Origin of the sequence: Phaeodactylibacter xiamenensis (assembly GCF_965229835.1) — a bacterium.
Taxonomy (GTDB): Bacteria; Bacteroidota; Bacteroidia; order Chitinophagales; family Saprospiraceae; genus Phaeodactylibacter; species Phaeodactylibacter xiamenensis.
Genome location: NZ_OZ245931.1, coordinates 3,587,846 through 3,609,709, shown reverse-complemented (window position 1 = coordinate 3,609,709; position 21,864 = coordinate 3,587,846). Strand labels below are relative to the sequence as shown.

Sequence of the window (21,864 nt, the reverse complement as noted above, 5' to 3'; positions counted from 1 at the left end):
TCTTTGCGCCTACCATCAACCATACGACCTTTGAAAAAGACGCTCGTAAATATTCTGAAGTTCCTGTTGTTTTTAGGCCTGGGCCTGGGCATCCTCTACCTGGTGTACCGGAGCCAAAATGCCGCCTATCAGGAAGAATGCGCCCTCAAGGGCATCTCGGCTGAGGATTGCAGTTTATTCCAAAAAGTAGTCACGGACTTTCAGGAGGCCAACTACTTTTGGGTACTGATGGTCCTTATTGCCTTTATGATGAGCAACGTAAGCCGTGCGATCCGCTGGAGTATGCTCATCCGGCCAATGGGCTACACGCCCCGTTTTATCAATGCCTTTCTGACTACAGTGCTGGGGTATTTTGCCAACCTGGGCCTGCCACGTATGGGCGAGGTCGTCCGGGGGGCTTCCCTGGCTCAATATGAAAAAATCCCGCTGGAAAAAGTCATGGGGACCATTGTCGTTGACCGGATTATTGACGTCATCAGCATTCTGTTGGTCACCGGGCTGGCTTTTCTGTTGGAGTATGATACTATCTGGCAGTTTGTCAATGAAAAAGCCGACCTCGGCAAGCTGGCAAATTTAGGCAACCTGATGGCTATGGCCGCTGGTGTAGGGGTATTGGGCATGGCAGTATTGTACCTTTTCCACAAGCCGCTGTCCCGAACGGCAATTTATAAGAAAATCCGTGAGCTGGCGCTCGGCTTTTGGGAAGGGCTGCAGACGGTGCGTCAGCTCGACCGACCCTGGTGGTTCCTTTTCCATAGCATCAACATCTGGTTTATGTATTACCTGATGACTTACCTCTGCTTCTTTGCCTTTGCGCCTACAGCGGGCCTGCCGGCCGTAGCAGGGCTTACCGTATTCGTATTTGGAGGATGGGGCGTGGTCATCCCCTCGCCGGGTGGTATGGGCACTTACCACTTCCTGGCGCAAACGGCACTGTCTATGTATGGTATCAGTGGAGAAGATGGATTCTCCTGGGCGAATATTGCCTTCTTTTCGATTCAGTTGGGCTGCAACGTCCTGGTGGGTATCCTCGCCCTGGTCTTCCTGCCTGTTCTCAACCGCGACTATCAGCCGGGCAGTGACCGGGAGCAGATCGTGACCGCTAATGCATAATCTATGATTGAGAAGATCAAAGCGAAAATCAAGGACCGGGCAGGTGCCGCGCAGCAACGGGACGCCTGGCAGCAGCAAGGCCAAAAGGTGGTGTTTACCAATGGTTGCTTCGACCTCCTGCACTATGGGCACATCCACTACCTGGCGCAGGCGCGGGAACTGGGCGATGTGCTGATCATCGGGCTCAACGCAGCAGATTCGGTACGGCGGCTGAAGGGCCCTAACCGGCCTATCAACGATGAAACCACCCGCTTGTGGCAAATGGCCGCACTGCAGTTTGTAGATATGGTAGTCCCTTTTGAAGAAGATACCCCGGCGGCGCTTATTGAGCTGCTCAAGCCTGATGTACTGGTCAAGGGAGGCGATTATGAAATCAGTAGCATCGTCGGTGCCGATACCGTGCTCCAAAATGGTGGCGAAGTGCGCGTTTTACCTTATATTGAAGGCTACTCGACGACCTCTTTAGAAGCAAAAATCAGAAATTCATCCTAATGCAGATACGCGATGTCATTCAGTACCTGGAACAAATAGCTCCATCATCCTATCAGGCTGGCTACGATAATGCCGGGCTGATCACAGGGGACCAAGGCGCAGAAGTGAAAGGCGTGCTTTGTTGCCTGGACTCTACGGAAGCGATTGTGGAAGAGGCGATCGAAAAAGGCTGCAACCTGATTGTCGCTCATCACCCAATAGTGTTTAAGGGATTGAAAAGCCTGACTGGCCGCAACTATGTGGAACGGGTGGTGATACAGGCCATTAAGCACGATATTGCGATCTACGCTATTCATACTAATCTCGACAGCGTATATTATCAGGGCGTTAATACCCGGATTGCAGAAAAACTGCAGTTGGAAAATACCCGCATTCTGGCCCCGGCAGCGGTGATGAAGAAGCTCAGCGTTTATGTGCCTCCGGCGTATAGCGATGTGGTTCGTAAAGCCCTCTTTGCAGCCGGTGCAGGCACGCTAAACCATGAAAAAGGGCTAAGTTATGCCTCGCTTGGCGTAGGTACGCAGGACGGACAAACGGGCGCTGAGGTCAAACTCGAAGTCTTCTTTGCTTCCGGTCAGCAACCGGCCGTGCTAAGGGCGCTCCGGGATAGCGTTCCGGAAGCGCAACTGCCCTACGAGCTGAGCAGCATTGAGAATAAGAGTGCGCTTGTCGGCTCCGGCATGGTTGGCCAACTGGTAAAGCCTATGAAGGAAGAAGCCTTCCTTAAGCACCTGAAAAAAGCAATGGATGTCAATGTCATCCGGCATACCGCATTATTGGGTAAGCCCGTTAATACGGTAGCCGTTTGCGGCGGTGCAGGGGGCTTCCTGCTGGGAGCTGCCAAGGGGCAGGGTGCGGATATTTTTATCACAGCCGACTACAAATACCACGAATTCTTCGATGCAGACGGGCAAATCATCATCGCAGATATCGGGCACTTTGAAAGTGAGCAATTTACAATACAGCTGTTGCAGGAGATTATTTCTCAGAAATTTAGTAATTTTGCCGCTTATTGCACGGAAGTCACAACGAATCCCGTTCATTACTTGTAGTATAATGCAGTACTACTTCATCTGATCACTACTAAATCGATATAAAATAATGGCAGGAGAACCCACTGTTGCGGAGAAGCTGAAAAATTTATTCGAACTCCAAACCATTGATTCCAAGATTGATGAGATTGAAATCCTGAAGGGGGAGCTGCCGATAGAGGTGAGCGACCTGGAAGATGAAATTGCCGGCTTGGAAACCCGTATCAACCGCCTGACGGACAACATCGCTGAGTTTGACTCAGAAATTTCAAAGCACCGCGCCAACATCAAGGAGGCGGAAGCATTGATTGAGCGGTACAATACACAGCTGGATAATGTAAAGAACAACCGCGAATACGACGCTCTGATGAAGGAGCTGGAAATGCAGAACCTGGAAATCCAGCTTTCTGAAAAGAAAATCCGCGGCGTGGAAAAAGACAAGGAGCGCAAGGCCGAAACCCTGGAAGCTAATCAGGAACGCCTCGACCGCAAGTCCAAGGACCTCGCGACCAAGAAGGTAGAACTCGAGGAAATCATCAAGAAGACAGAAAAGGAAGAGCAGAAGCTGCGCAAGGAAGCTGAAAAGTGGCGTAAGAAGATCGAAGACCGCCTCCTGCGTGCTTACGACCGCACCCGCACCAACTACCGCAATGGCCTGGCCGTGGTGACCGTTGAGCGGAATGCCTGTGGTGGCTGTTTCAATATGATCCCGCCACAGTTGCAGCTGGAGATTGCGATGCAGAAAAAAATTATCGCCTGCGAGCACTGCAGCCGTGTTTTGGTGGATGACACCATTGCTGCTGAAGTAACCGGGGAGACAGAAGTGGCATAGCCCTGAGGTCTTTCATTGTTGAAGAAGCCCCGATAAGCCTGTTTTGTGCTATCGGGGCTTCTTCCGTTTATGCGCTGCGCTGCTGATGTCCTTAATGTCTGTTATCTTTGTGCCAAACCAAATGATATGCACGCCCTCCGGTTCTCCATATTCGTTTTGCTTTTCCTGGCCACCTCCCTGAGCTGCGCAGCGGGCAAGTATTTCCATTTCACTGCGGATGCTAAAACCGCCTATGAAAAAGCTACTGACCTCCGGTTTGGAGAAGCCTATGCCTTGCTGGCCAAAGTACGCCTGCAGGAACCGGATAATCTCATAGTACACCACATTGAGAATTATATCGACTTCTTCAAGTTGTACATCAATGAAAACGAAGAGGAGTACAAGCAGCTAAAAGTGAAGCGCGATCGCCGGCTCGCCACGATTGTGGAGAAGGGCAATCCCAACTCGCCTTACTACCGTTTCGTACAAGCTGATATCCGGTTGCAGTGGGCCCTGGTGCGCTTACGGTTCGAAGACTACCTTGGCGCTTTTACAGAAGTGAGCAAAGCTTATAAGCTCCTGAAAGAGAATGAAGCCCTGTACCCCGACTTTATGCCCAATAAGAAGGACCTGGGCATCCTTCATGCCATGGTGGGCACTATTCCGGATAGTTACAAATGGGGCGTCAAACTGCTGGGCGGGCTGGAAGGTACTATCGAAGAAGGGCGGCGCGAAGTGGAAACGGTGCTGAAGTACGCGGAGGCCCACGACTTCGTTTTTGAAAAGGAAACCAAGGTACTCTACGCGCTGCTGTTACTGCACCTCGAAAATAAGGGGGATACCGCATGGCAGGCCGTCAACAAAGCGGGCCTTTCGCCCCGGCAAAGCCCTTTAGAATGCTTTGTGATGGCGCATGTGGCTATGCGGACCGGTCGTAATGATCAGGCCATAGAGCTGTTGCAGCTGTACCCGAAGAGCGGCGCTTACTTCAGTTTTCCTTACCTGGACTATATGCTCGGGCTGTCCAAGCTTCGCCGGCTGGACCGGGATGCTGCCCCGTACTTCAAAGCCTACCTGAGCGCCTACAACGGGCGGAACTTCATTAAGGAAACCTACCAGAAACTCGGCTGGCAATCTCTGATCAATGGCAACGAAGCAGGCTATAAAAGGCATATGCTTAATTGCATTGCCCATGGCTATTCGGTAGCCGGGGGCGACAAAAATGCCCAGCAGGAGGCGGAATCCGGCATCGTACCGAATCTCGACTTACTGCGCGCCCGCCTTCTCTTCGACGGAGGATATTTCCAAAAAGGCTACCAATTGCTGGCCAAACAAGCTACAGATAGCTTTAAGGGGGTCCATGAGTTGGAGTATTTCTACCGCCTGGGCCGGTTGCTGCACGGTATGGACCGGTATGAGGAAGCCCTGCGGCACTATCAACTGACGTTGGACAAGGGCGCTGATTCTCCGTGGTTTTACGCTTGCAATGCCGCCCTGCAAATGGGCATTATCTACGAAGAGCAAGGAAAGCGCACCCAGGCAAGGGCAGCCTACGAGCGCTGCCTGGGCCTCAAGCCCGAAGAATACCGCGTTGGCCTTCATCAAAAGGCCAAAGCAGGCCTTACCCGTTTGGAACAGTAAGGTTTCTATTGTTCATTCAGGCTCCAGTCGTACTCAAGGTAGGAAACTTCTGCGTCCGCGTTGACCTCTACCGGCGCATACCGATTGATGTACTCGATAATTGACATTCCACCCGCTTTGAAGTCGCCGCCGTACCAGGTGAAAATTTTGGATAGCTTCGCGGAATTTGGGCTCACCTTATTCTTGCTCTCGTCGGCAAGGAAGGCTTCGGCTGCCTGTGTGAGTTGGTCATCGAGTGTTTCAGGCGTATAAGCCCGGTTGTGCAGTTTGGGGCAGGACCGCGCAGCACAATTGACTGCAAAATGGATACGGGGCTCCTCAAATTTTGGGCGGATGATACCGTGCTCTATGTTATTCAGGTCATAAGTCTGCCCCTCGATTTCAATAAACTTGATATCCCAAACGGTATTCACGAAGGGTATGCCGTTTTTGATGTCCTTTATACTTTCCACAGGATAGTGGTCGGCCACCAATTTTACCGTAAAGGCATTATAGGCATTGATCCAGTATGCCAGGCGCTCGTCCCGGGACCAGTGCTTGTCGTTGGGATGGTGCTGCCGCAGCAGGTCTAAATAGTTGTTCAGGCGTGCGCTATCGGCAAGGAAGCCCTGATAGTCGACTAACCCCTCTGCGGTCACGTGCTTTTGGAGGAGGCTGTCCCAGATGCGGTGGTCAATGGGCTTGGAATCAGAAGCATAGTCGCTGACTTTACAACCGCTAAGCAAGGCGGCAAATACAAATAGCAGGCAATAACGCATGGACGGGTTTTATTGTCATAACGCGTCCTTTGGCATAAAGTTAGCACCACTGCATATCGGCTCCTCTTAAATGTCCGGTCCGGGACTACTCTTCCTTCAAATCATACTCTGAAAGGATCGCCTGCCATCGGCTGCTTTCCAGTACGCTGAGCATAATGGGGTTAATCCGGTCCGCCAAAGCACTGCCTTTGGGCAGGCCGTAGCTGTAGTACTGTGTATTGAAGCGGTAGGGGAGAACCTGTAGCTCTGTGCGGTTGCCGCTAAGGATTTCGTACTTCAGGATGGGCTCGTCGTATACAAAAGCATCAATCTCTCCGGATTCGAGTGCATCCAGGCCTGCCTGTACATTATTGTAAGGCCGGGCAGGCACATAGTTGTCTTCGAGGAACCGAAGGCTGGCTGAAACCGCCACAGAACCTACCTCATGCTGCCGCAATTCCTGTAAGCTTTCAATGTCGCCACTCAGCTGATTTACCGTTAGGGAAGAAGCGATACTTGCCGTAAGGCCGGAAATGATAATAATGGCCGTAAACATCCATACCAGCGCGACGATCCTGCCGCCAAGTGAGCGTGGAGATTTGTCGCCGTAGCCTACCGTTGTCATCGTGACGGCCGACCACCATATGCCTTCCCACATGCCCTGCCAGCCATCGGGGAACTCCTCCGGATTGGCTTTGCGCTCGAACAGCCAGGCAATGAAACCAAAAATGAAAATGACAATAAACAGCACAAAAATTGCCTTTATAAAATTCACAGAGAAGAATTTTTTAACAAAAGCCAGGGCGCTATGCAAGCCGCTGCTGCTGTGTGTAGCCACGGCGGAAGAAGAAACGAAAAACGGCTGCGTGAATTCCATCCGTTCTATGCGGCTACTGGTGACTGTCAGCGGATTAATAGCTATATCAAGCTTTCCGGCTTCCAACTGATCCAGCATGTCGCTAAGGGTAAGTTCCTGTAATTCGTAAGCCTGCCCGAGTTCAGATGCCACCTGCTCCCATAGCCAGGCGCTGATACCCTCAAAGCGGTTTGTATTTTTTTTAAACAGGAAAGGTGGGGACTCTTTTACACCTACCTTTAATATTGACAAGCTATCTAAATAAAGGGTGGTTTTTTGCCCATTTGAAGTAGATAAAAAAGCAAATGTGAATATTAAGTACGTAATAATGTGCTTGTTTGTCATTTATTTTCGATTTTTGTGCCCAAAATAAGCAATACGAGTTTCTAAGTTAAATAAAAGTGGTGTGTTTAGCACACTGCTTGGTCCATGTTTATTCTTAATTAAACACTAGTTTTATGAATCGTACTTTACAAATGACTCGCCACTTCCTTGGGCTGGTCCTGCTGTTCGTATGCAGTAGCACCATGCTGGCACAAGCGGGTGGGAGAACCATTACTGGTACTGTAACTGATAATGAAGGGGAGCCTCTCATTGGTGCCAACGTTTACGTGAAAAAGACGATAAAAGGTACCGTGACGGATTTCAACGGCGCCTATGAGCTGCCGATCGCTGAAGATGCGGAAGTCCTCGTCTTTTCCTATGTTGGCTTTAGCACTAAAGAGGTTGCTATTGAAGATGGCAGGGATACCTATGACGTTGAGCTGAGCTCTCAAATTGAGCTGGACGAAGTAGTGGTAACTGCCCTTGGTATCGAGCGGGAAGAGAAAGCCCTGGGCTACTCGGTCCAAAAGCTGGGTGCTGAGCAAATTGCAAAAGTCAAGCCGACCAACGTCACTAACGCCCTGGCGGGTAAAGCATCCGGTGTATACGTGACAGGTAGCTCCGCTGGCCCAACCGCATCTTCCAATATTAACATTCGGGGCGCAGCATCACTGTTGGGCAATAATCAGCCACTATTCGTGGTCAATGGTATTCCAATTACCAACGATCTGTACAGCTTTGATGATGGCCTTAACGGCTCTACCACCATCGACTTTGGTAACGCAGCACAGATCGTCAACCCTGACGATATCGCTTCCATTAATGTACTGAAAGGGCCAGCCGCATCTGCACTTTATGGTTCGCGCGCCGCAAACGGTGTGATCCTGATCGAAACCAAGACGGGCAAAGATGCAGAGGGTTGGGGTGTGCAAATTAACTCCACAACTATGGCTCAGACCATCCTGAAGCTGCCCAACTACCAGAATGAATTTGGTTTTGGTGGTGGTGGCAAGTACAGCTACATTGATGGTACCAATTACATCGGCGATAAAGAATACTACGAGGCGTATGGTGAGAACTGGGGCCCGCGCATGAACGGGCAGCTGATCAAGCAGTTCAACTCCGATGGGCAACCTGCTCCGTTTACGCCAGCTGAAGACAATATCCGCAACTTCTTCCGTACGGGCATTTCCAGCATCAATAACATCGCGATCAACAATAAATCAGAGGATGGCGATTTCCGACTTTCCTACACGAACACCTCTAATCGTGGGATCGTACCTAATACCAACCTGCAGCGTAATACATTTCAGACGAGCATTGGCCGTCAGCTCTTTGACGACCGCCTCAATGTGCGCCTGAATGCTATGTACGTGCGCTCCGGCTCTGATAATGTGCCGAACTCCGGCTACGATGAGTCTTCTTCCGTGATGTACGGCTGGCTCTGGTATCCGCGGCAGGTAGCTATTGACGACTTGCGCGACTACTGGGAGCCTGGCCTCGAAGGCGTACAGCAGCGCTATGTGGAGGACCTTTGGGTAAACAATCCCTGGTTTGTTGCCAATGAAAATACCAACAGCTTCAGCAGCAACCGTGTCATTGGTAACCTGCAGCTGTCTTATGAACTGAATGATAACTTTGATATCCGCCTGCGCTACGGTGCAGACGTAGTAGATGATGAGCGGGCCTACCGCCGGGCACCTTCCACCAAGGCCACACCGGGAGAGAATGGCAGCTATCGCGAGGATGAAATCTCCTTTACAGAGACGAATGCTGAGGCACTGATCGGTTATCATACCGACCGGGGCAACGGTTCCCGCTTCGCACTTGATGTAAAGCTTGGTGGCAACATCATGCGGCAAAACGCCAACTTCCTGGTCGCCAACAACCCGGAGCTCAAGTTTGCAGGTACGAGCGAAAGTATTTACACCCTTGCCAATGCTCGTTCCGGTGTTTTGGTAGAGTCTCAGAAAACCACTACCGGTATCAACAGCTTGTTTGGTATCGCGACCATTTCATTTGACGATTTCCTTTACCTCGATGCATCGCTTCGGCAGGATTGGAACAGTACCTTGGTGAACCCTGAACTGGGGATTGATGGATCAGATTACGACTTCCTGTACCCTTCTGTTTCGATGAGTGCTGTACTGAGCGAAAAGCTCAACCTTGGTGCTAATTCTGCCCTCTCCTTCCTGAAGCTGAAAGGAGCATACGCAGAAGTCGGTAATGGTGCACCGCCTTATTCGTTCGGTAACACCTTTACGCCACAGGCTGCCTTTGGTGCCACATCGGTTTTCACAACCAACCGCACCGTAGCCGACCCGGACCTGACCAACGAACGTACCCGTGCCATCGAAGTAGGTGTGGATGTTCGGTTCCTGAATGATCGCCTGCGTTTGGACGCGACATACTACAACATGCTTAGCTTCGATCAGGTGATCACCCTGCCTGTTGCGGCAACAAGTGGTTACGACTTCAGCCTTACCAACGGTGGCGAAATCCGCAACGAGGGTATCGAGCTGATGCTGAGTGCCACACCGGTAAAGCGCCGCAACTTCAGCTGGGACGTGATGCTGAACGTAGGCCACAACCGCGCTATCGTGGAAAGCCTGCCGGACATTATCACCAGCGGGCGTTACAGCATTATCGCCGATGTATTCCCCGGGGATGAAGGTGGCGCAGACCTGGAGTACGTTGCTGAGGAAGGCGAATTGCTCGGCCAGCTTTATGGCCTTGGTTTCCAGCGGGTGGAAGGCGGTCAGTATGATGGTCAGATTATTCACGAAAACGGACTGCCACTGCTCACAGAAGAGAAAGTGTCTGCCGGGTCTTTCCAGCCGGATGCCCGTATCGGTGTCTACAATACTCTGAACTTTGGGAACATCAGCTTTGGCTTCCTGTTTGACGGCCAGATAGGCGGTAACATCTACTCCCGTACCCATGCGCTTATGAATACCGGTGGTACAATTACCAACGAGGATGACCCACACCTTGACCTGCTCACAACAGAGGGCCGTACGGTCTACAGTGTAGACTACGATGCCAATGGCGCCCCTGTTTACACCCTTGAGCAAGCCGGGGGGGTAATAGGGTCAGGTGTGAAGAACATCGGTACGGATGAAAATCCGGAATACGTGCCTAACGACGTACCCGTAGAGCCAGGTGGAGCCGGCTACACCGGTTATTTCTACAACTACTATGGCAACGGATTCAACCGTGACAATATTGAAGCCGCAACTTACGATGCTACCTATGTGAAGCTCCGTGAGGTGAGCCTTTCTTACCGCATCCCATCAGGTGTGCTGGAATCGGCAGGCATCGCCAACGCCAGCATCTCACTTGTAGGGCGCAACCTGTTACTTTTTACCAATGTGCCATCTATCGACCCGGAGACCTACTCCATCCGGAACGGCTTATTTGTAAATGGCTTTGAGAGTACGCAGCTGCCATCTGTAAGAAGCTTCGGTTTCTCTCTCAACCTGGGCTTCTAACTAAAAAAAGCTTGAAACGCATTCGGGGGAGGAAGGGCTTTCCTGCCTCCCTATTTTTCAAGACAAAAAAGACATTTATGAAATTTTTCAAATCTATATCACTCCTCTTAGTGCTGGCCGGGCTGTTCATGGTTTCCTGCGAGCAATTTGACGAGTTTAACGAAAACCCGAACGAGCCGACGACAGTTTCTCCCGACGTGCTCATGGCTTCGGCTATCCGAAACAGTGTGAATACCACCACTGAAGAGTCTTTCCTCCTGGGCAATAACATCGCGCAGCTGAGCGCCAAGACCCTCCGGAATGAGGTAGATGCTTATAACTGGAACGCTTTCCCAACCGTATGGGAAGGGCTCTACGGCAGCCTGACTGATGTGTATGCTGTGGAAGAAATTGCGATTGAATCAGAGAATGCCCACCTCGAAGGTGCGGCAATCGTCCTGCGCAGCTGGATTTTCTCCGTACTGACGAACGCTTATGGCGATGTGCCTTACTTCGAGGCCATTAGCGGGCTGCAGGATAATTTCACACCGGTGTATGACCCGCAGCCTGAAATCTACGCGGACCTGCTGAGTGAGCTGGAGCGTGCAAGCAATCTGTTGTCCTCTTCCAACGGCGGCTCTATTGCCGGCGACCTGATCTTTAATGGCGACGCTTCCAAGTGGCAGAAATTTGCGAATACCCTTCGTTTGCAGCTCCTGATGCTTGCCAGTAACCAACTGGATAATGCAGCAGCTGATTTTGCAGCTATCGTGGACGGTGGCAATATTATGGAAAGCAACGACGACAACGCCACTCTGACGTACCTCAACGCTTTCCCCAATCAATTTCCTTTGATCCCCCTGAAAACAGGTGACTTTGATGCGGTGGCGATCAGCTCCACCCTCGTAGCCCACCTGACAGATTACGATGACCCTCGTCTGTTCCGCTATGCACGGCCGGACAACGATATGTACACCACGGAAGGCGCTTTTAATGGTGCGGACAACGGCAATAATACCGATGATTGTAGTAAAACAGGCTCCCGTTTGGGTGCTGCTTACTATGTGGACGGTTCACAAACAACGGCAAGCCAATTGGGCATCGATCTGGCAAAAGGAATTATGATGACCTATGCTGAGGTAGAATTCCTGCTGGCAGAAGCAGTTGCCAAAGGTTGGATATCCGGCGATGTGGAAAGCCACTACCGTAACGGTATTGCCGCTTCCATGGAGTACCATCAGGTCGATTTGTCCTCTACGCAGTGGTCTTCCTTTGAAGACTTTTATGACAATTCCGGTGTCGCATACGAAAAAGTCACAGACATCTGGGAGCAGAAGTGGGTCGCATTATTTTTTCACGGCTTGCAGCCCTATTTTGAGCTGCGCCGCTGGTACCATGAAAGTGGCATGAGCTGGGACGGTATCCCATTTCTCAATCCGCCCTGCGCCAATGTCAATGATGACGAACTGCCCCTCCGTTTCCTCTACCCTGGTCAGGAGATCAGCCTGAACGAAGCGAATTACAATGCTGCAGTCGACCGCCTTGGCGGTTCTAACTCCCAAAACGCTTCCATGTGGCTGGTGCAGTAAATGCACTCATTGCAGAGCGTTGAATTTAGATGCGCGTGTGCCACCTCTGGTAAGGAGAGGTGGCACACTTGTGTTTTGGGCAAGTCTTTAATCATTGCAACCAACAGGTTTATGTCTAAGAAGTATTTTGACATCCACGCCCCGGTTTTTTATCCTTCGGCTATCATCATTCTGATTTTCATTGGGCTGACGCTGGGGATAGGGGAGCCCATGGAAGAGATTTTTTCAAAAACCACTGCCGGGATCACCACTAATGCCGGGTGGCTGCTGGTGCTGGCTGTTAATATATTCCTGGCATTTTCGCTCTACTTCGCATTCAGCAAGATGGGGAAGATTCGGCTTGGCGGCCCCAAGGCCAAACCTGACTTCAGCACCTTTGCCTGGTTTGCGATGCTTTTCTCTGCGGGCATGGGGATCGGGCTGCTCTTTTTTAGTGTGGCAGAGCCTATTCTTCACTATTCCAATCCTCCGCGTGGTGCCACCAATCCTGCTACTGCCGCACAGGATGCCATGAAGTTTACCTTTCTTCACTATGGGCTGCATGCGTGGGCTATTTATGCTATCGTTGGTATGTCCCTCGCCTTTTTTACCTTCAATAAAAAACTGCCCCTGACGCTACGCTCGGTATTTTATCCACTTTTGGGTGACCGTATTCACGGGCCTATAGGGAACATTATTGACGTAGTAGCCGTGGTGGCCACGCTGTTTGGGCTGGCTACTTCCCTTGGGTTTGGGGTGCAACAGGTTTCGGCTGGGCTGGCCCACCTTTTTGACACGCCGGATACGGTTTCCATGCAGGTCTTTTTGATCGCTGCGATTACGGGTGCAGCTACGGTATCTGTTGTGTTGGGGCTCGACAAAGGCGTACGGGTGCTCAGCGAACTCAATATGCGCATGGGGCTGATTTTCCTGATTGCCATGCTTATCCTGGGGCCTACTGTATTCCTGATGGATTCCTTTATTCAGAATACCGGCGCTTATCTGCAGGAGCTGATTTCCATTGGTGCCTGGACGGAGTCCTATGCCGGTACCACCTGGCAGCACGACTGGTCTGTATTTTACTGGGCCTGGTGGATCTCCTGGTCCCCATTTGTGGGGATGTTTATCGCCCGGGTGTCGAAGGGGCGTACGGTGCGGGAGTTCTTCCTGGGCGTACTGCTCGTGCCATCTTTACTGACGTTTTTGTGGATGTCTGTTTTTGGGGGGTCTGCCCTTTTTCTCGAGTTGAATGGAATAGGAGATATAGCCACGGCTGTGAATGAAAATATAGCTACAGCCTTGTTTGTACTATTGGAAGAGTATCCGTGGAGTTTTGTCACCTCTATTATTGGTATCTTGCTGGTGACCAGTTTTTTTGTGACTTCTTCAGACAGCGGTTCGCTGGTGATTGACAGCATCACTTCCGGTGGAAAACTGGACGCGCCAGTGGGGCAGCGTATTTTCTGGGCCCTTTCGGAGGGTGCGGTGGCAGCCACCCTGCTTTTAGGAGGCGGTTTGAAAGCCCTTCAGACTGCTGCGATCTCTACCGGTCTGCCATTTACGCTATTGCTGTTTGTAATGTGTTACAGCTTGTACAAAGGGCTGTCCAGGGAATTTGAAGATATGCAACAGCAAAAACAGCTGAAGGAACGGGAATCCTACCGGCAGGTTTTGTCTGAACTCATTGCCAAGCGGCAGAAAAAAAATAAAGTCGATTAGCCTATGGTTGCCTACAAATCAATATTATTGGGTCTGGACCTTACGGATATGGACCAGGTTATGCTGCGTTATGCCCGGTTTCTGTGCGAAGCGCTTCCGGGCGTTGAGCGGATCTGTTTTCAGCACAATATCCGTTTTGACTATCCTGAAGAAGCTGAATCTCTTCTGGAAGAGCTGGAGCGTCCGCTTTCGGAGCTCATTGGTGAAGAAATTGAAGAAAACATTGATACTCACTTCCTGCAGCAGAATAGCGGCAAGATGCCAGATGTGGATTGGGAAGTTATGGTCACAGAAGGCAGCTCTACTGCTCAGGAGATTGTAAAAACCGCTAATGCCCAGGGGGCGGAGCTGATCGTAGTCGGCAAAAAACTATCCTATCAGGGCTCCGGGCAGGTGGCCGAAAAAGTCCTTAGGCAGGCTTCTTTGAAATCAGATCTGCTGGCTGTGCCGGAAACGGCTCCGCACCATATGGAGCGTATCCTTGTACCGATTGATTTTTCTCAGGTGTCCAGGCGGGCCCTACTGGCAGGCAAACGGATTAAAGATTCGGTAGAGGGCGTACTGACGAGCCAGCATGTATATACCATTCCGATGCACTATTTTCCCTTCATCCCGGTGCAGGGGTTCCGGAAGTCTATGAAAGAGGAGGCAGAAGACCAGTATAAGCGTTTTCGGCGGGGGCTGCCAGAGCCACTGCAGGACACTTCCTGTGTTTTTACGTACAGTGAGGACCGCACTACGGCTCAGGCGGTATACGATTTTGCTATTCAAAAGAGTAAAGACCTGGTGATCATCGGGTCCAAGGGGCGCAGCAATATTCCGGCCATGCTGCTGGGCAGCACAGCCATACAATTACTGAACTTCGATTTCCATATCCCGGTATTGATTGTCCGGTAAACTCAGGGGTTCAGTTGCTCACCGCAGTATTTGCAATGTATGGCATCATGATCGTGCCCTTCCTGTCCACAGTAGCGGCAGGCCTGAGTATTGGCCTTGCCGCTCTTGTACTCTTTGACAAACTCGGCGGAGACGATGCCGGTGGGTACCGCAATAATGGCATAGCCCAGGATCATGACAACGGCCGAGATCAATTGGCCCAGTTCCGTACGGGGGGTGATATCGCCGTAGCCAACGGTAGTAAGGGTAACTACGGACCAGTAGACACCCCGGGGGATGCTGGAAAAACCTTCGTTGCTCCCTCCTTCAATGAGGTACATCAGTGCGCCAATGATAATCACGAGCAGGGAGACGAAAGTTAGGAAAACTGTTATTTTAGCCCGGCTTGCCCGCAGCGCCTGTATGATAATATCTCCTTCGTTGATGAAGTGCGCCATTTTGAATATCCGGAAAATCCGGATCAGCCTAAAGGCCCGGATAATCAGGAAATACTGGGCTGTAGGCAGAAACAGCGCCAGGTAGGATGGCAAAATAGCCAATAAGTCGATAATGCCGAAAAAGCTGGTTGCGTACTTCATGGGCCGAAGCACGCAGTAGAGGCGCAGCAGGTATTCTATGGTGAAAAAGACTGTGAAAACCCATTCCACTACAGTGAATAAGGTTGCATACTGGCGTTGGAGGGGCTCTATACTCTCCAGCATTACTGTCAATACGCTAGCGGCAATAAGGATCAGCAGGATGACATCAAAAGCTTTCCCCTCGGGCGTATCTGCTTCGAAGATGATCTCATGAAGTTTGTCCCGGAATGTGGAAGATTCAGACTGCGGCATGTAATAGTGGCGTTAATGCTTGCCGTTAAATTAGGGCTTATTGAGTGATTTTGAAAATGGAACAGGAACATCTGCTCATCAACCAGGTGCTGAAAGTTAGTTTTTGGAGTATGATCAGGCAGGAGTGCCCTGGCCAAAATCAAGGGCCATGGCACTCTGTTACCGGTATCATCCGGATAGTCGTAGCACAAATCCCTAACAGCGAGCAGGAAATAAGTGCCAGCTATAATTTATATTGCGAAACCTATAATCTATCTTTGCAAAAGTTATTTATTGTGTCAGGCCCCCTTTTTTTAAGATTAATACGCCACAATTTTAAATTGGTGTAACAATTAATCGAAAATAGTCGTATATTTGAAAGTGCATTTGGGGCTGTTAGTATTTTAACTGCTAAAACAAAATAGCCTTGTTCAAAGCCATAATAATTGAAGATGAAGCCAAAGGGCTGAACAACCTGAAAAATCTGCTCAAAGAGCATTGTCCTCAGGTGAACGTTATTGGAGACGCAGGTTCGATTAGCGAAGGTGCCGCACTTTTAGAGGAGGAGTCTCCGGATGTGGCATTTTTGGATATTAGCTTGCCGGATGGTCTGGTTTTCCAGCTACTGAACCAAATTCGTCCCATTGACTTTGAAGTAATATTTGTAACAGCCTATGAAGAATATGCTGTCAAGGCTTGTGAATACAGTTCGATAGGCTACATACTTAAGCCTATTGACCCGGATGCGCTTAAGGAGGCAGTCTCCCGCATACATTTGCGGCAAGACTCAGAAGTAGAAAAAAGGCTGGACTTATTTAACAGCTACTACAATAATCCGAACGCTTTCACTAAGATGAGCATCTCTGCTCTGGATGGTATCTATTTTGTGAACATCGCAGATATCGTCCGTTTCGAAGCAGAAGACAACTACACTCATATTTATCTTAAAAGCGGAGAGCGCATAACAGCTTCAAAGACCATCAAGGCCTACGAAGATTTGTTGGCACCCTTCAATTTCTATCGAGTCCACAAACGCCACGTGATCAACCTAAATTTTATGCGGAAGTTCGTCAAGGGAGACGGTGGCTACCTCGTCATGGATGATGATATTCAGATAGAAGTTTCCCGCCGCCGCCGGCCAGCTTTCATGGAAAGAATGAAAAGGTTGCAAGAGGGGCTCTAAGCCTGTCCTGCCATTGCCGCTCAATATTGAGCAACAGAACAGACACCACTCAAATTCAACCATTACGTTTTGTAGCGGTTGAGGTCCTTGTATTGTTGTAATAGGATTCCCATAACAGATCTACACAAAACACTTAACGATTTACAAACGCATAAGCACCTGTCTTGTCTGGTGTGAAGAGCAATCACATAGGAAAGCCGTCTATGCAAGATATAAATATATCAAGCTTACGGCCACAATGCTTCGGTGCATTGGATTGTTTTTTTACTTTTACGGACGCACAGGCAAGTGATAATGCTTATGTTATTAAAAGCCCGTGCAGAAAATCTAATTTACTATGGGAAGATCAAAGAAGAACCTCGATGACATTAAGAAGGAGCTAAAGTCGATCAAAAAAGAGGATATGAAAAAGATCGTCGGTGGTAAAAAGGGTAAAAAGAAAAATTGGAATAAAGGCTGTGGCGGCATAGTCCCTCAGTAATTTTCAAAATATTTACCCCCTTCTGGAGATGGCTATACCTATTCACTTAGGCATAGCCATTTTTTATATTTGTCTTCTGTTGAAATTGTTCTGAAACATTCCGAACTTACGAAGATGAACCTCTAAACTGGTGTGCCTGCATTTTAGGTGCCCTATTGGAATTTACCCCTTTTGATAACCGCTCCTTATAAGGTTATCGCAACCTACATTTCTTTATTATGTTTATCGAAGCCTCCGAACAACGTGTCGTTAATGTACAGCAGCTGGAGAATAAGCTCAACCTGCAACCGGACCCCAGGCAGCGGCTGGTGCTGCTGGATAAGCTGATCGCCCATTACGTGTTTTCCAATATCGAGCGTGCCGAAGAACTCCTCGGGGAGCTTTACAAAATACTCCGGGACATCGAAACGCCCGATCTGCTGCTGAATTATCACCTCTACGAAGCTACGATCAAAAATCAGATGTACGACTACGACGAGGCAGAGTTCCATTATCAAACTGCGATGGCTATGTTGCAGGAACGAGGAACGGTGAACCAGCAGACAGAAGTCTATATTGACTATGCCGGCCTGTGTATCAATAAGACAGACATGGAGCGGGCGCACGATTACCTGACCAAAGCGGGGAAAATCCTGAAAACCTTTCCGAGTGAACGCCTGAAAGCCCGACTGATATGCCGGGAAGGGTTCCTGCAGCTCCACTACGGCAACTACTCTAAAGCCATCGAAATGTTGCTGCAGGCTGATAAGATGATCACCATGCTTCAGTCGCCGTTGGATTTGAAGGATTATTACTTTCTCACGCTCATCCATTCCGGGCTGGGACAGATCTATGAAGGCAACGACGAGCCTGAAAAAAGTATCCGTGCACGCCGGAAGGTGGTGGAAATGTGCGAACAGATGGGCATTCGTACCCGCTTGTCCTGGCACTACCTGAGTGTCGGTAAAAGCTACATGGCGCAGGGGGAGCAGGAAAACGCAGAAGGCTTCTTCCGGCTTGCATTGGAAAATGCGGATGACGCCAGCGAAGATGCGCGTGCCAATGCCTATGCCAACCTTGGCTTCTGCTATATGGAACGCGATCAGTATCAAAAAGCACTTGAGCTGTTCGATCTTGCTCATGAGGTCTATTCACAAAAGCCGGAAAAAAACAACAAAAACTTCTCCAACGTAGCCCTGTGGCGGGGAGAAATCTTCCAAAAACTGAACGATGCGGAGCAATCCCTGAAGCAGCTGGAAATGGCACTCCATTTTGCGGAAAAAACAGAGGATTACCAGCAAATCGCCAATATCTGTAAGGAACTGGCCGCCTTTCACGCCCGGCATTCGGACTATAAACTGGCTTATCAGTATCAGTGCAAGCACGATGAGTATATAGAGCGCTATCATAAAGATGTGGACCAGCGTAAACAGCGCGAAGTGGAAGCCAAATATGAGGCGGAAAAGAAGCGGCAGGAGACTGAATTGCTTGAGCTGAAAGCCACGCGCCTGCAGCTAAAGGCACTGCGCGCCCAGATGAACCCCCACTTCATGTACAATGCCCTGAACTCTATTCAAAACTACATCACCTCTCACGATGTGGACTCGGCCACAAAATACCTGGCCAAGTTTGCCCAGCTCATGCGGCGAAGCCTGGAGTACTCAGATCTGGAAGTGATTTCTCTGGAGGATGAAATTGAGTTCCTGGAGCAGTACCTCGTTATCAATGAAAAACTCCGCTTTGAGCATAAGCTGAGCTACGAAATCATTATTGATGAAGAAATAGAGGAAGACATCCTCTGTGTGCCTACAATGATCATTCAGCCTTACGTTGAAAATGCCATAGAGCACGGACTGCGTACCCGGGAGAACGGGCTGATCAAAGTATTCTTTTTTCTGTTTGATGAGCAAACCATCTTATGCCGGGTGGAAGACAATGGTATTGGCCGGGACAGAGCACTACAACTTCAGATGAATGACCCCCGCTATCAGAACCACCGCTCCCGGGGGACAAGCATTACCGAAAACCGGCTTCGCATCCTACACAATAATAACGCCCAGAAAGAGGAGGTCTTCGTGCATACGCATGACCTCAGAGACCCCGAGACCGGCCTGCCTTTAGGTACCCGGGTAGAAATCAAGATTCCTATCCTTGAGATCAAGGTCAGCCCATCGTCCCAGTCTGCCTCCTCTTTATAGGCCGCTTCCTCCCGTTAGATAATTTAACCCTGCCATTAACGGGCCCAAACGGACCGTACCCGGAAAGGTGCTTCCAAAGACATATGCAAAACCTTATCTTGCTAACAGTTTTCTCATAGTATGTTTGTTTGAACCTCCTGCACCCAACACCGGTGCAGGTTTTTTTATGCCATTTTCTATCCCAGCTGCACCTTAATCTCCTCCAGCCTTCCCGCTTTCTAATTGCCCCTCTGTTCACCTATTAGCTTTTCTTAAATTTGACCGTGTAGTTTTCTCATAGTATGTTAGTGCTCCTACATTCAGTCTCCCCTGATGTAGGAGTTTTTTTGTGGAGTTGGCCCCTTGGGCGCCCGTCAGGATGATGGATATACCAGTGCGGGCCATTTTTTCTTACTGCCCAGCGGAAAAACTCCGGGAAATACATGCACCATGACTTCTGCACCTTTGCGTACCCGGTTGGCCCCAACGCCCAGCGGATTGTTGCATCCCGGCAACGGGCTGTCCTTTATTATGACCTGGGCTGTTGCCCGTGCGAAAAACGGGCATGTCGTACTTCGTATAGATGACCTTGACAAAGCGCGTACCCGTAAGCCCTTCGTCGAAGATATATTCAGGACATTGGAATGGTTAGGTTTGAACTATGATGAAGGCCCAACCGGCGCAGATCACTTTTTTTCTCACTGGTCACAGCACACCAGGCTGGACTATTACCAGCACTTTCTGCAGCAGCTAAGGCAACAAGGGCAACTGTTTGCCTGTACCTGTAGCCGAAAGCAAATCCAGGCACTTAGTCCGGATGGCAGTTATCCCGGCACCTGCCTTACCCGTGAATTAGGCTTTAATGCTCCCCAGACAGCATGGCGCATCCTGCCTCCGGAGCCGGGGCAATCCGTTGAGGTCAATAAGTGGCGCGAAGGGCAGCAAACGGTCACTTTGCAGGAAATTGACGCCTTTGTGGTGCGCCAAAAGAATGGGTTTCCAGCCTACCAACTCGCTTCTCTGGCTGATGATGAGCACTTCCGGATCAACTTTATCGTGCGTGGAGCTGATTTATGGGCATCTACACTTTCTCAGTTGTATCTGGCCGGACTGCTTGGTGTAGCCCGTTTTCAGCACTCGGTCTTCTGGCATCATGAGCTGCTCAAAGGGACAGATGGGGAAAAACTCTCCAAAAGCAAAGGAGCAGGGTCGCTGCAGGCTTGGCGGGAAGCGGGGGCGTCGCCGGCGGTATTGTTTCGCAAAGCTTCTGTAGCGCTGGGGCTGGCCGAGCGTGCTGAAAACCCTGAAGAATTGGTAGAGATGCTTGTAAAAAGTACCCGCTTATCCTAAAAGGCCTATCTTGACGGGAAACCTAAATCTTTCAATCTTATGCAAAATTGGATACCCGTTTTATTGTGTATGCTGTTGCCAGTCAGCCTGCTACTGGCTCAGGAAACTGTTACCGGAAGTTTTGAATTTGATGGTCAGGAACGCGACTTCCGGTTGCGGGTTCCGCCTTCTTCCTTTGATGGGGCGCGCCCTTTAGTTTTCAATCTTCACGGCTTTGGTTCCAATGCTTTTCAGCAGGAAGCCTATGCTCAGATGAACCCTGTGGCAGATACTGCTGGCTTTTACGTTTGTTATCCCAATGGCATCAGCAATGCCTGGAATGTGGGTTGGACATTTGGGAGCACCGCTGATGACGTGGGCTTTATCAGTGCCCTGATTGATACCCTCGCAGGTCAGTACTCAATCGACCCGGAGCGGATATATGCCTGCGGTATGTCCAATGGTGGCTTCATGAGCTACCGCCTGGCCTGTGAACTTAACGACCGTATAGCTGCTGTTGCCTCAGTGACCGGAAGTATGGTACCAGCCTACGTTAGCGAGTGTGTGCCCGGCCGGCCGGTGCCAGTCCTGGAAATCCATGGTACAGAGGATGCTACTGTCCCCTATGAAGGACAGCCCTTGTTGGCGATTTCTATTGAGGAGCTCCTGGCGTTCTGGAACGCGAACAACAGCTGCGACGGAGATGCTGCGATATCTGAGCTACCCAATACTAATAGTACAGATGCTTCTACCGTATCGTTTATCGAATCTGAAGGCTGCGCGGATCGGGGCGACGTCTGGCATTACCGCATTAATGGTGGCGGTCATACCTGGCCGGGTTCGCCTTTTGCTATTGGTGTGACAAATCAGGATATCAATGGTAGTGCCGAGATCTGGCATTTCTTCTCCCGGTATACCGTCAGTGGGCTTTCCTCTTCAGCGGACCACCCTGAGCCCGTCCGGTTAGCGCTTTTCCCTAATCCAACCCGCGGGCAGGCAGAGGTCATCCTTCCCGAATCAGGAGGTGAGCTCATGGTTGTAAATGCTGCCGGTCGGCCTGTCATTCGTCAGCTTATAGAAGACCGCCATGTCACGCTCGATTTGTCTGCTTTACCCACGGGTGTTTACTGGGTGAGAGCCCGGCAGGGCGGGGCAGTTAGCATAGGTCAGTTACTTCGGCAATAAAAAAATGGAGCGGCAGGGAAAAAAACAGGACTTGAGGTTGTCTGACCCATGAAAGCAACCGA

The 21,864-nt window shown here is 50.2% G+C and carries 17 protein-coding genes; 14 read left to right on the top strand and 3 right to left on the bottom strand.

All coding sequences use genetic code 11. The annotated features are described in order from the left end of the window. Positions 1-30 precede the first annotated feature (30 nt). The 5 genes from ACO08I_RS13475 (at position 31) to ACO08I_RS13455 (ending at position 5,088) form a co-directional block, all read left to right on the top strand. On the top strand, positions 31-1,113 hold the full coding sequence (locus tag ACO08I_RS13475) for a lysylphosphatidylglycerol synthase transmembrane domain-containing protein (RefSeq protein WP_421949576.1): 1,083 nt from the start codon (positions 31-33) through the stop codon (positions 1,111-1,113). Between the two features lie 3 nt (positions 1,114-1,116). After that, positions 1,117-1,605 carry a D-glycero-beta-D-manno-heptose 1-phosphate adenylyltransferase gene (rfaE2, locus tag ACO08I_RS13470; RefSeq protein ID WP_282775370.1) on the top strand — a complete coding sequence of 163 codons (489 nt, stop codon included), beginning with the start codon at positions 1,117-1,119 and terminating at the stop codon, positions 1,603-1,605. Then, the gene (locus tag ACO08I_RS13465) at positions 1,605-2,657 is read left to right on the top strand and encodes a Nif3-like dinuclear metal center hexameric protein (RefSeq protein WP_421949575.1); all 1,053 of its coding nucleotides are present in this window, start codon (positions 1,605-1,607) and stop codon (positions 2,655-2,657) included. Before rfaE2 ends, ACO08I_RS13465 begins: the two co-directional genes overlap by 1 nt. A 49-nt stretch (positions 2,658-2,706) precedes the next feature. Then, complete coding sequence (locus ACO08I_RS13460; protein WP_044216901.1) at positions 2,707-3,468, top strand: zinc ribbon domain-containing protein; 762 nt, start codon at positions 2,707-2,709, stop codon at positions 3,466-3,468. Positions 3,469-3,594: 126 nt separating this feature from the next. After that, a complete protein-coding gene (locus tag ACO08I_RS13455; RefSeq protein WP_421949574.1) occupies positions 3,595-5,088 on the top strand; it encodes a hypothetical protein in 1,494 nt (497 codons plus the stop codon). Positions 5,089-5,093: 5 nt separating this feature from the next. On the opposite strand, the gene ACO08I_RS13450 is transcribed toward ACO08I_RS13455, so the two are convergent. Both ACO08I_RS13450 and ACO08I_RS13445 read right to left on the bottom strand, forming a co-directional pair. After that, positions 5,094-5,846 carry a DUF547 domain-containing protein gene (locus tag ACO08I_RS13450; protein WP_421949573.1) on the bottom strand — a complete coding sequence of 251 codons (753 nt, stop codon included), beginning with the start codon at positions 5,844-5,846 and terminating at the stop codon, positions 5,094-5,096. 85 nt (positions 5,847-5,931) lie between these two features. Then, positions 5,932-7,026 (bottom strand): transporter substrate-binding domain-containing protein, encoded by a 1,095-nt coding sequence (locus tag ACO08I_RS13445; protein WP_421949572.1) that lies wholly within the window; start codon positions 7,024-7,026, stop codon positions 5,932-5,934. A gap of 113 nt (positions 7,027-7,139) precedes the next feature. Here ACO08I_RS13445 and ACO08I_RS13440 point away from each other — a divergent pair, with 113 nt between their 5' ends. The 4 genes from ACO08I_RS13440 (at position 7,140) to ACO08I_RS13425 (ending at position 14,659) form a co-directional block, all read left to right on the top strand. Continuing rightward, a complete protein-coding gene (locus ACO08I_RS13440; RefSeq protein ID WP_421949571.1) occupies positions 7,140-10,496 on the top strand; it encodes a SusC/RagA family TonB-linked outer membrane protein in 3,357 nt (1,118 codons plus the stop codon). 77 nt (positions 10,497-10,573) lie between these two features. Further along, positions 10,574-12,064, top strand: a complete 1,491-nt coding sequence (locus ACO08I_RS13435) for a SusD/RagB family nutrient-binding outer membrane lipoprotein (RefSeq protein ID WP_421949570.1) — start codon at positions 10,574-10,576, stop codon at positions 12,062-12,064. A 111-nt stretch (positions 12,065-12,175) separates the two neighbouring features. Next, positions 12,176-13,762 (top strand): BCCT family transporter, encoded by a 1,587-nt coding sequence (locus ACO08I_RS13430; RefSeq protein ID WP_282776354.1) that lies wholly within the window; start codon positions 12,176-12,178, stop codon positions 13,760-13,762. Positions 13,763-13,765: 3 nt separating this feature from the next. Further along, entirely contained in the window at positions 13,766-14,659 is an 894-nt protein-coding gene (locus ACO08I_RS13425) for a universal stress protein (RefSeq protein WP_421949569.1), read from the top strand. Positions 14,660-14,661: 2 nt separating this feature from the next. Here ACO08I_RS13425 and ACO08I_RS13420 read toward each other — a convergent pair whose 3' ends face one another. Next, a complete protein-coding gene (locus ACO08I_RS13420; protein WP_421949568.1) occupies positions 14,662-15,489 on the bottom strand; it encodes an ion transporter in 828 nt (275 codons plus the stop codon). A 406-nt stretch (positions 15,490-15,895) separates the two neighbouring features. Between ACO08I_RS13420 and ACO08I_RS13415 the strand changes: the two genes are divergently transcribed. The 5 genes from ACO08I_RS13415 (at position 15,896) to ACO08I_RS13395 (ending at position 21,802) form a co-directional block, all read left to right on the top strand. Continuing rightward, on the top strand, positions 15,896-16,651 hold the full coding sequence (locus tag ACO08I_RS13415) for a LytR/AlgR family response regulator transcription factor (RefSeq protein WP_044216890.1): 756 nt from the start codon (positions 15,896-15,898) through the stop codon (positions 16,649-16,651). A 337-nt stretch (positions 16,652-16,988) separates the two neighbouring features. Beyond that, on the top strand, positions 16,989-17,132 hold the full coding sequence (locus ACO08I_RS13410; protein WP_160213662.1) for a hypothetical protein: 144 nt from the start codon (positions 16,989-16,991) through the stop codon (positions 17,130-17,132). 218 nt (positions 17,133-17,350) lie between these two features. Continuing rightward, positions 17,351-19,309 carry a histidine kinase gene (locus tag ACO08I_RS13405; RefSeq protein ID WP_282777392.1) on the top strand — a complete coding sequence of 653 codons (1,959 nt, stop codon included), beginning with the start codon at positions 17,351-17,353 and terminating at the stop codon, positions 19,307-19,309. 429 nt (positions 19,310-19,738) lie between these two features. After that, the gene (locus tag ACO08I_RS13400) at positions 19,739-20,638 is read left to right on the top strand and encodes a glutamate--tRNA ligase family protein (RefSeq protein WP_421949567.1); all 900 of its coding nucleotides are present in this window, start codon (positions 19,739-19,741) and stop codon (positions 20,636-20,638) included. A gap of 39 nt (positions 20,639-20,677) precedes the next feature. Continuing rightward, the gene (locus ACO08I_RS13395) at positions 20,678-21,802 is read left to right on the top strand and encodes a PHB depolymerase family esterase (RefSeq protein ID WP_421949566.1); all 1,125 of its coding nucleotides are present in this window, start codon (positions 20,678-20,680) and stop codon (positions 21,800-21,802) included. Positions 21,803-21,864: the final 62 nt, after the last annotated feature.

Bases quoted from the DNA above. Each gene is read 5' to 3' on its own strand.
- rfaE2 (WP_282775370.1), top strand. From the start codon at position 1,117: ATGATTGAGAAGATCAAAGCGAAAATCAAGGACCGGGCAGGTGCCGCG.
- ACO08I_RS13465 (WP_421949575.1), top strand. From the start codon at position 1,605: ATGCAGATACGCGATGTCATTCAGTACCTGGAACAAATAGCTCCATCA.
- ACO08I_RS13460 (WP_044216901.1), top strand. From the start codon at position 2,707: ATGGCAGGAGAACCCACTGTTGCGGAGAAGCTGAAAAATTTATTCGAA.
- ACO08I_RS13455 (WP_421949574.1), top strand. From the start codon at position 3,595: ATGCACGCCCTCCGGTTCTCCATATTCGTTTTGCTTTTCCTGGCCACC.
- ACO08I_RS13450 (WP_421949573.1), bottom strand. From the start codon at position 5,846: ATGCGTTATTGCCTGCTATTTGTATTTGCCGCCTTGCTTAGCGGTTGT.
- ACO08I_RS13445 (WP_421949572.1), bottom strand. From the start codon at position 7,026: ATGACAAACAAGCACATTATTACGTACTTAATATTCACATTTGCTTTT.
- ACO08I_RS13440 (WP_421949571.1), top strand. From the start codon at position 7,140: ATGAATCGTACTTTACAAATGACTCGCCACTTCCTTGGGCTGGTCCTG.
- ACO08I_RS13435 (WP_421949570.1), top strand. From the start codon at position 10,574: ATGAAATTTTTCAAATCTATATCACTCCTCTTAGTGCTGGCCGGGCTG.
- ACO08I_RS13430 (WP_282776354.1), top strand. From the start codon at position 12,176: ATGTCTAAGAAGTATTTTGACATCCACGCCCCGGTTTTTTATCCTTCG.
- ACO08I_RS13425 (WP_421949569.1), top strand. From the start codon at position 13,766: ATGGTTGCCTACAAATCAATATTATTGGGTCTGGACCTTACGGATATG.
- ACO08I_RS13420 (WP_421949568.1), bottom strand. From the start codon at position 15,489: ATGCCGCAGTCTGAATCTTCCACATTCCGGGACAAACTTCATGAGATC.
- ACO08I_RS13410 (WP_160213662.1), top strand. From the start codon at position 16,989: ATGGGAAGATCAAAGAAGAACCTCGATGACATTAAGAAGGAGCTAAAG.
- ACO08I_RS13405 (WP_282777392.1), top strand. From the start codon at position 17,351: ATGTTTATCGAAGCCTCCGAACAACGTGTCGTTAATGTACAGCAGCTG.
- ACO08I_RS13400 (WP_421949567.1), top strand. From the start codon at position 19,739: ATGACTTCTGCACCTTTGCGTACCCGGTTGGCCCCAACGCCCAGCGGA.
- ACO08I_RS13395 (WP_421949566.1), top strand. From the start codon at position 20,678: ATGCAAAATTGGATACCCGTTTTATTGTGTATGCTGTTGCCAGTCAGC.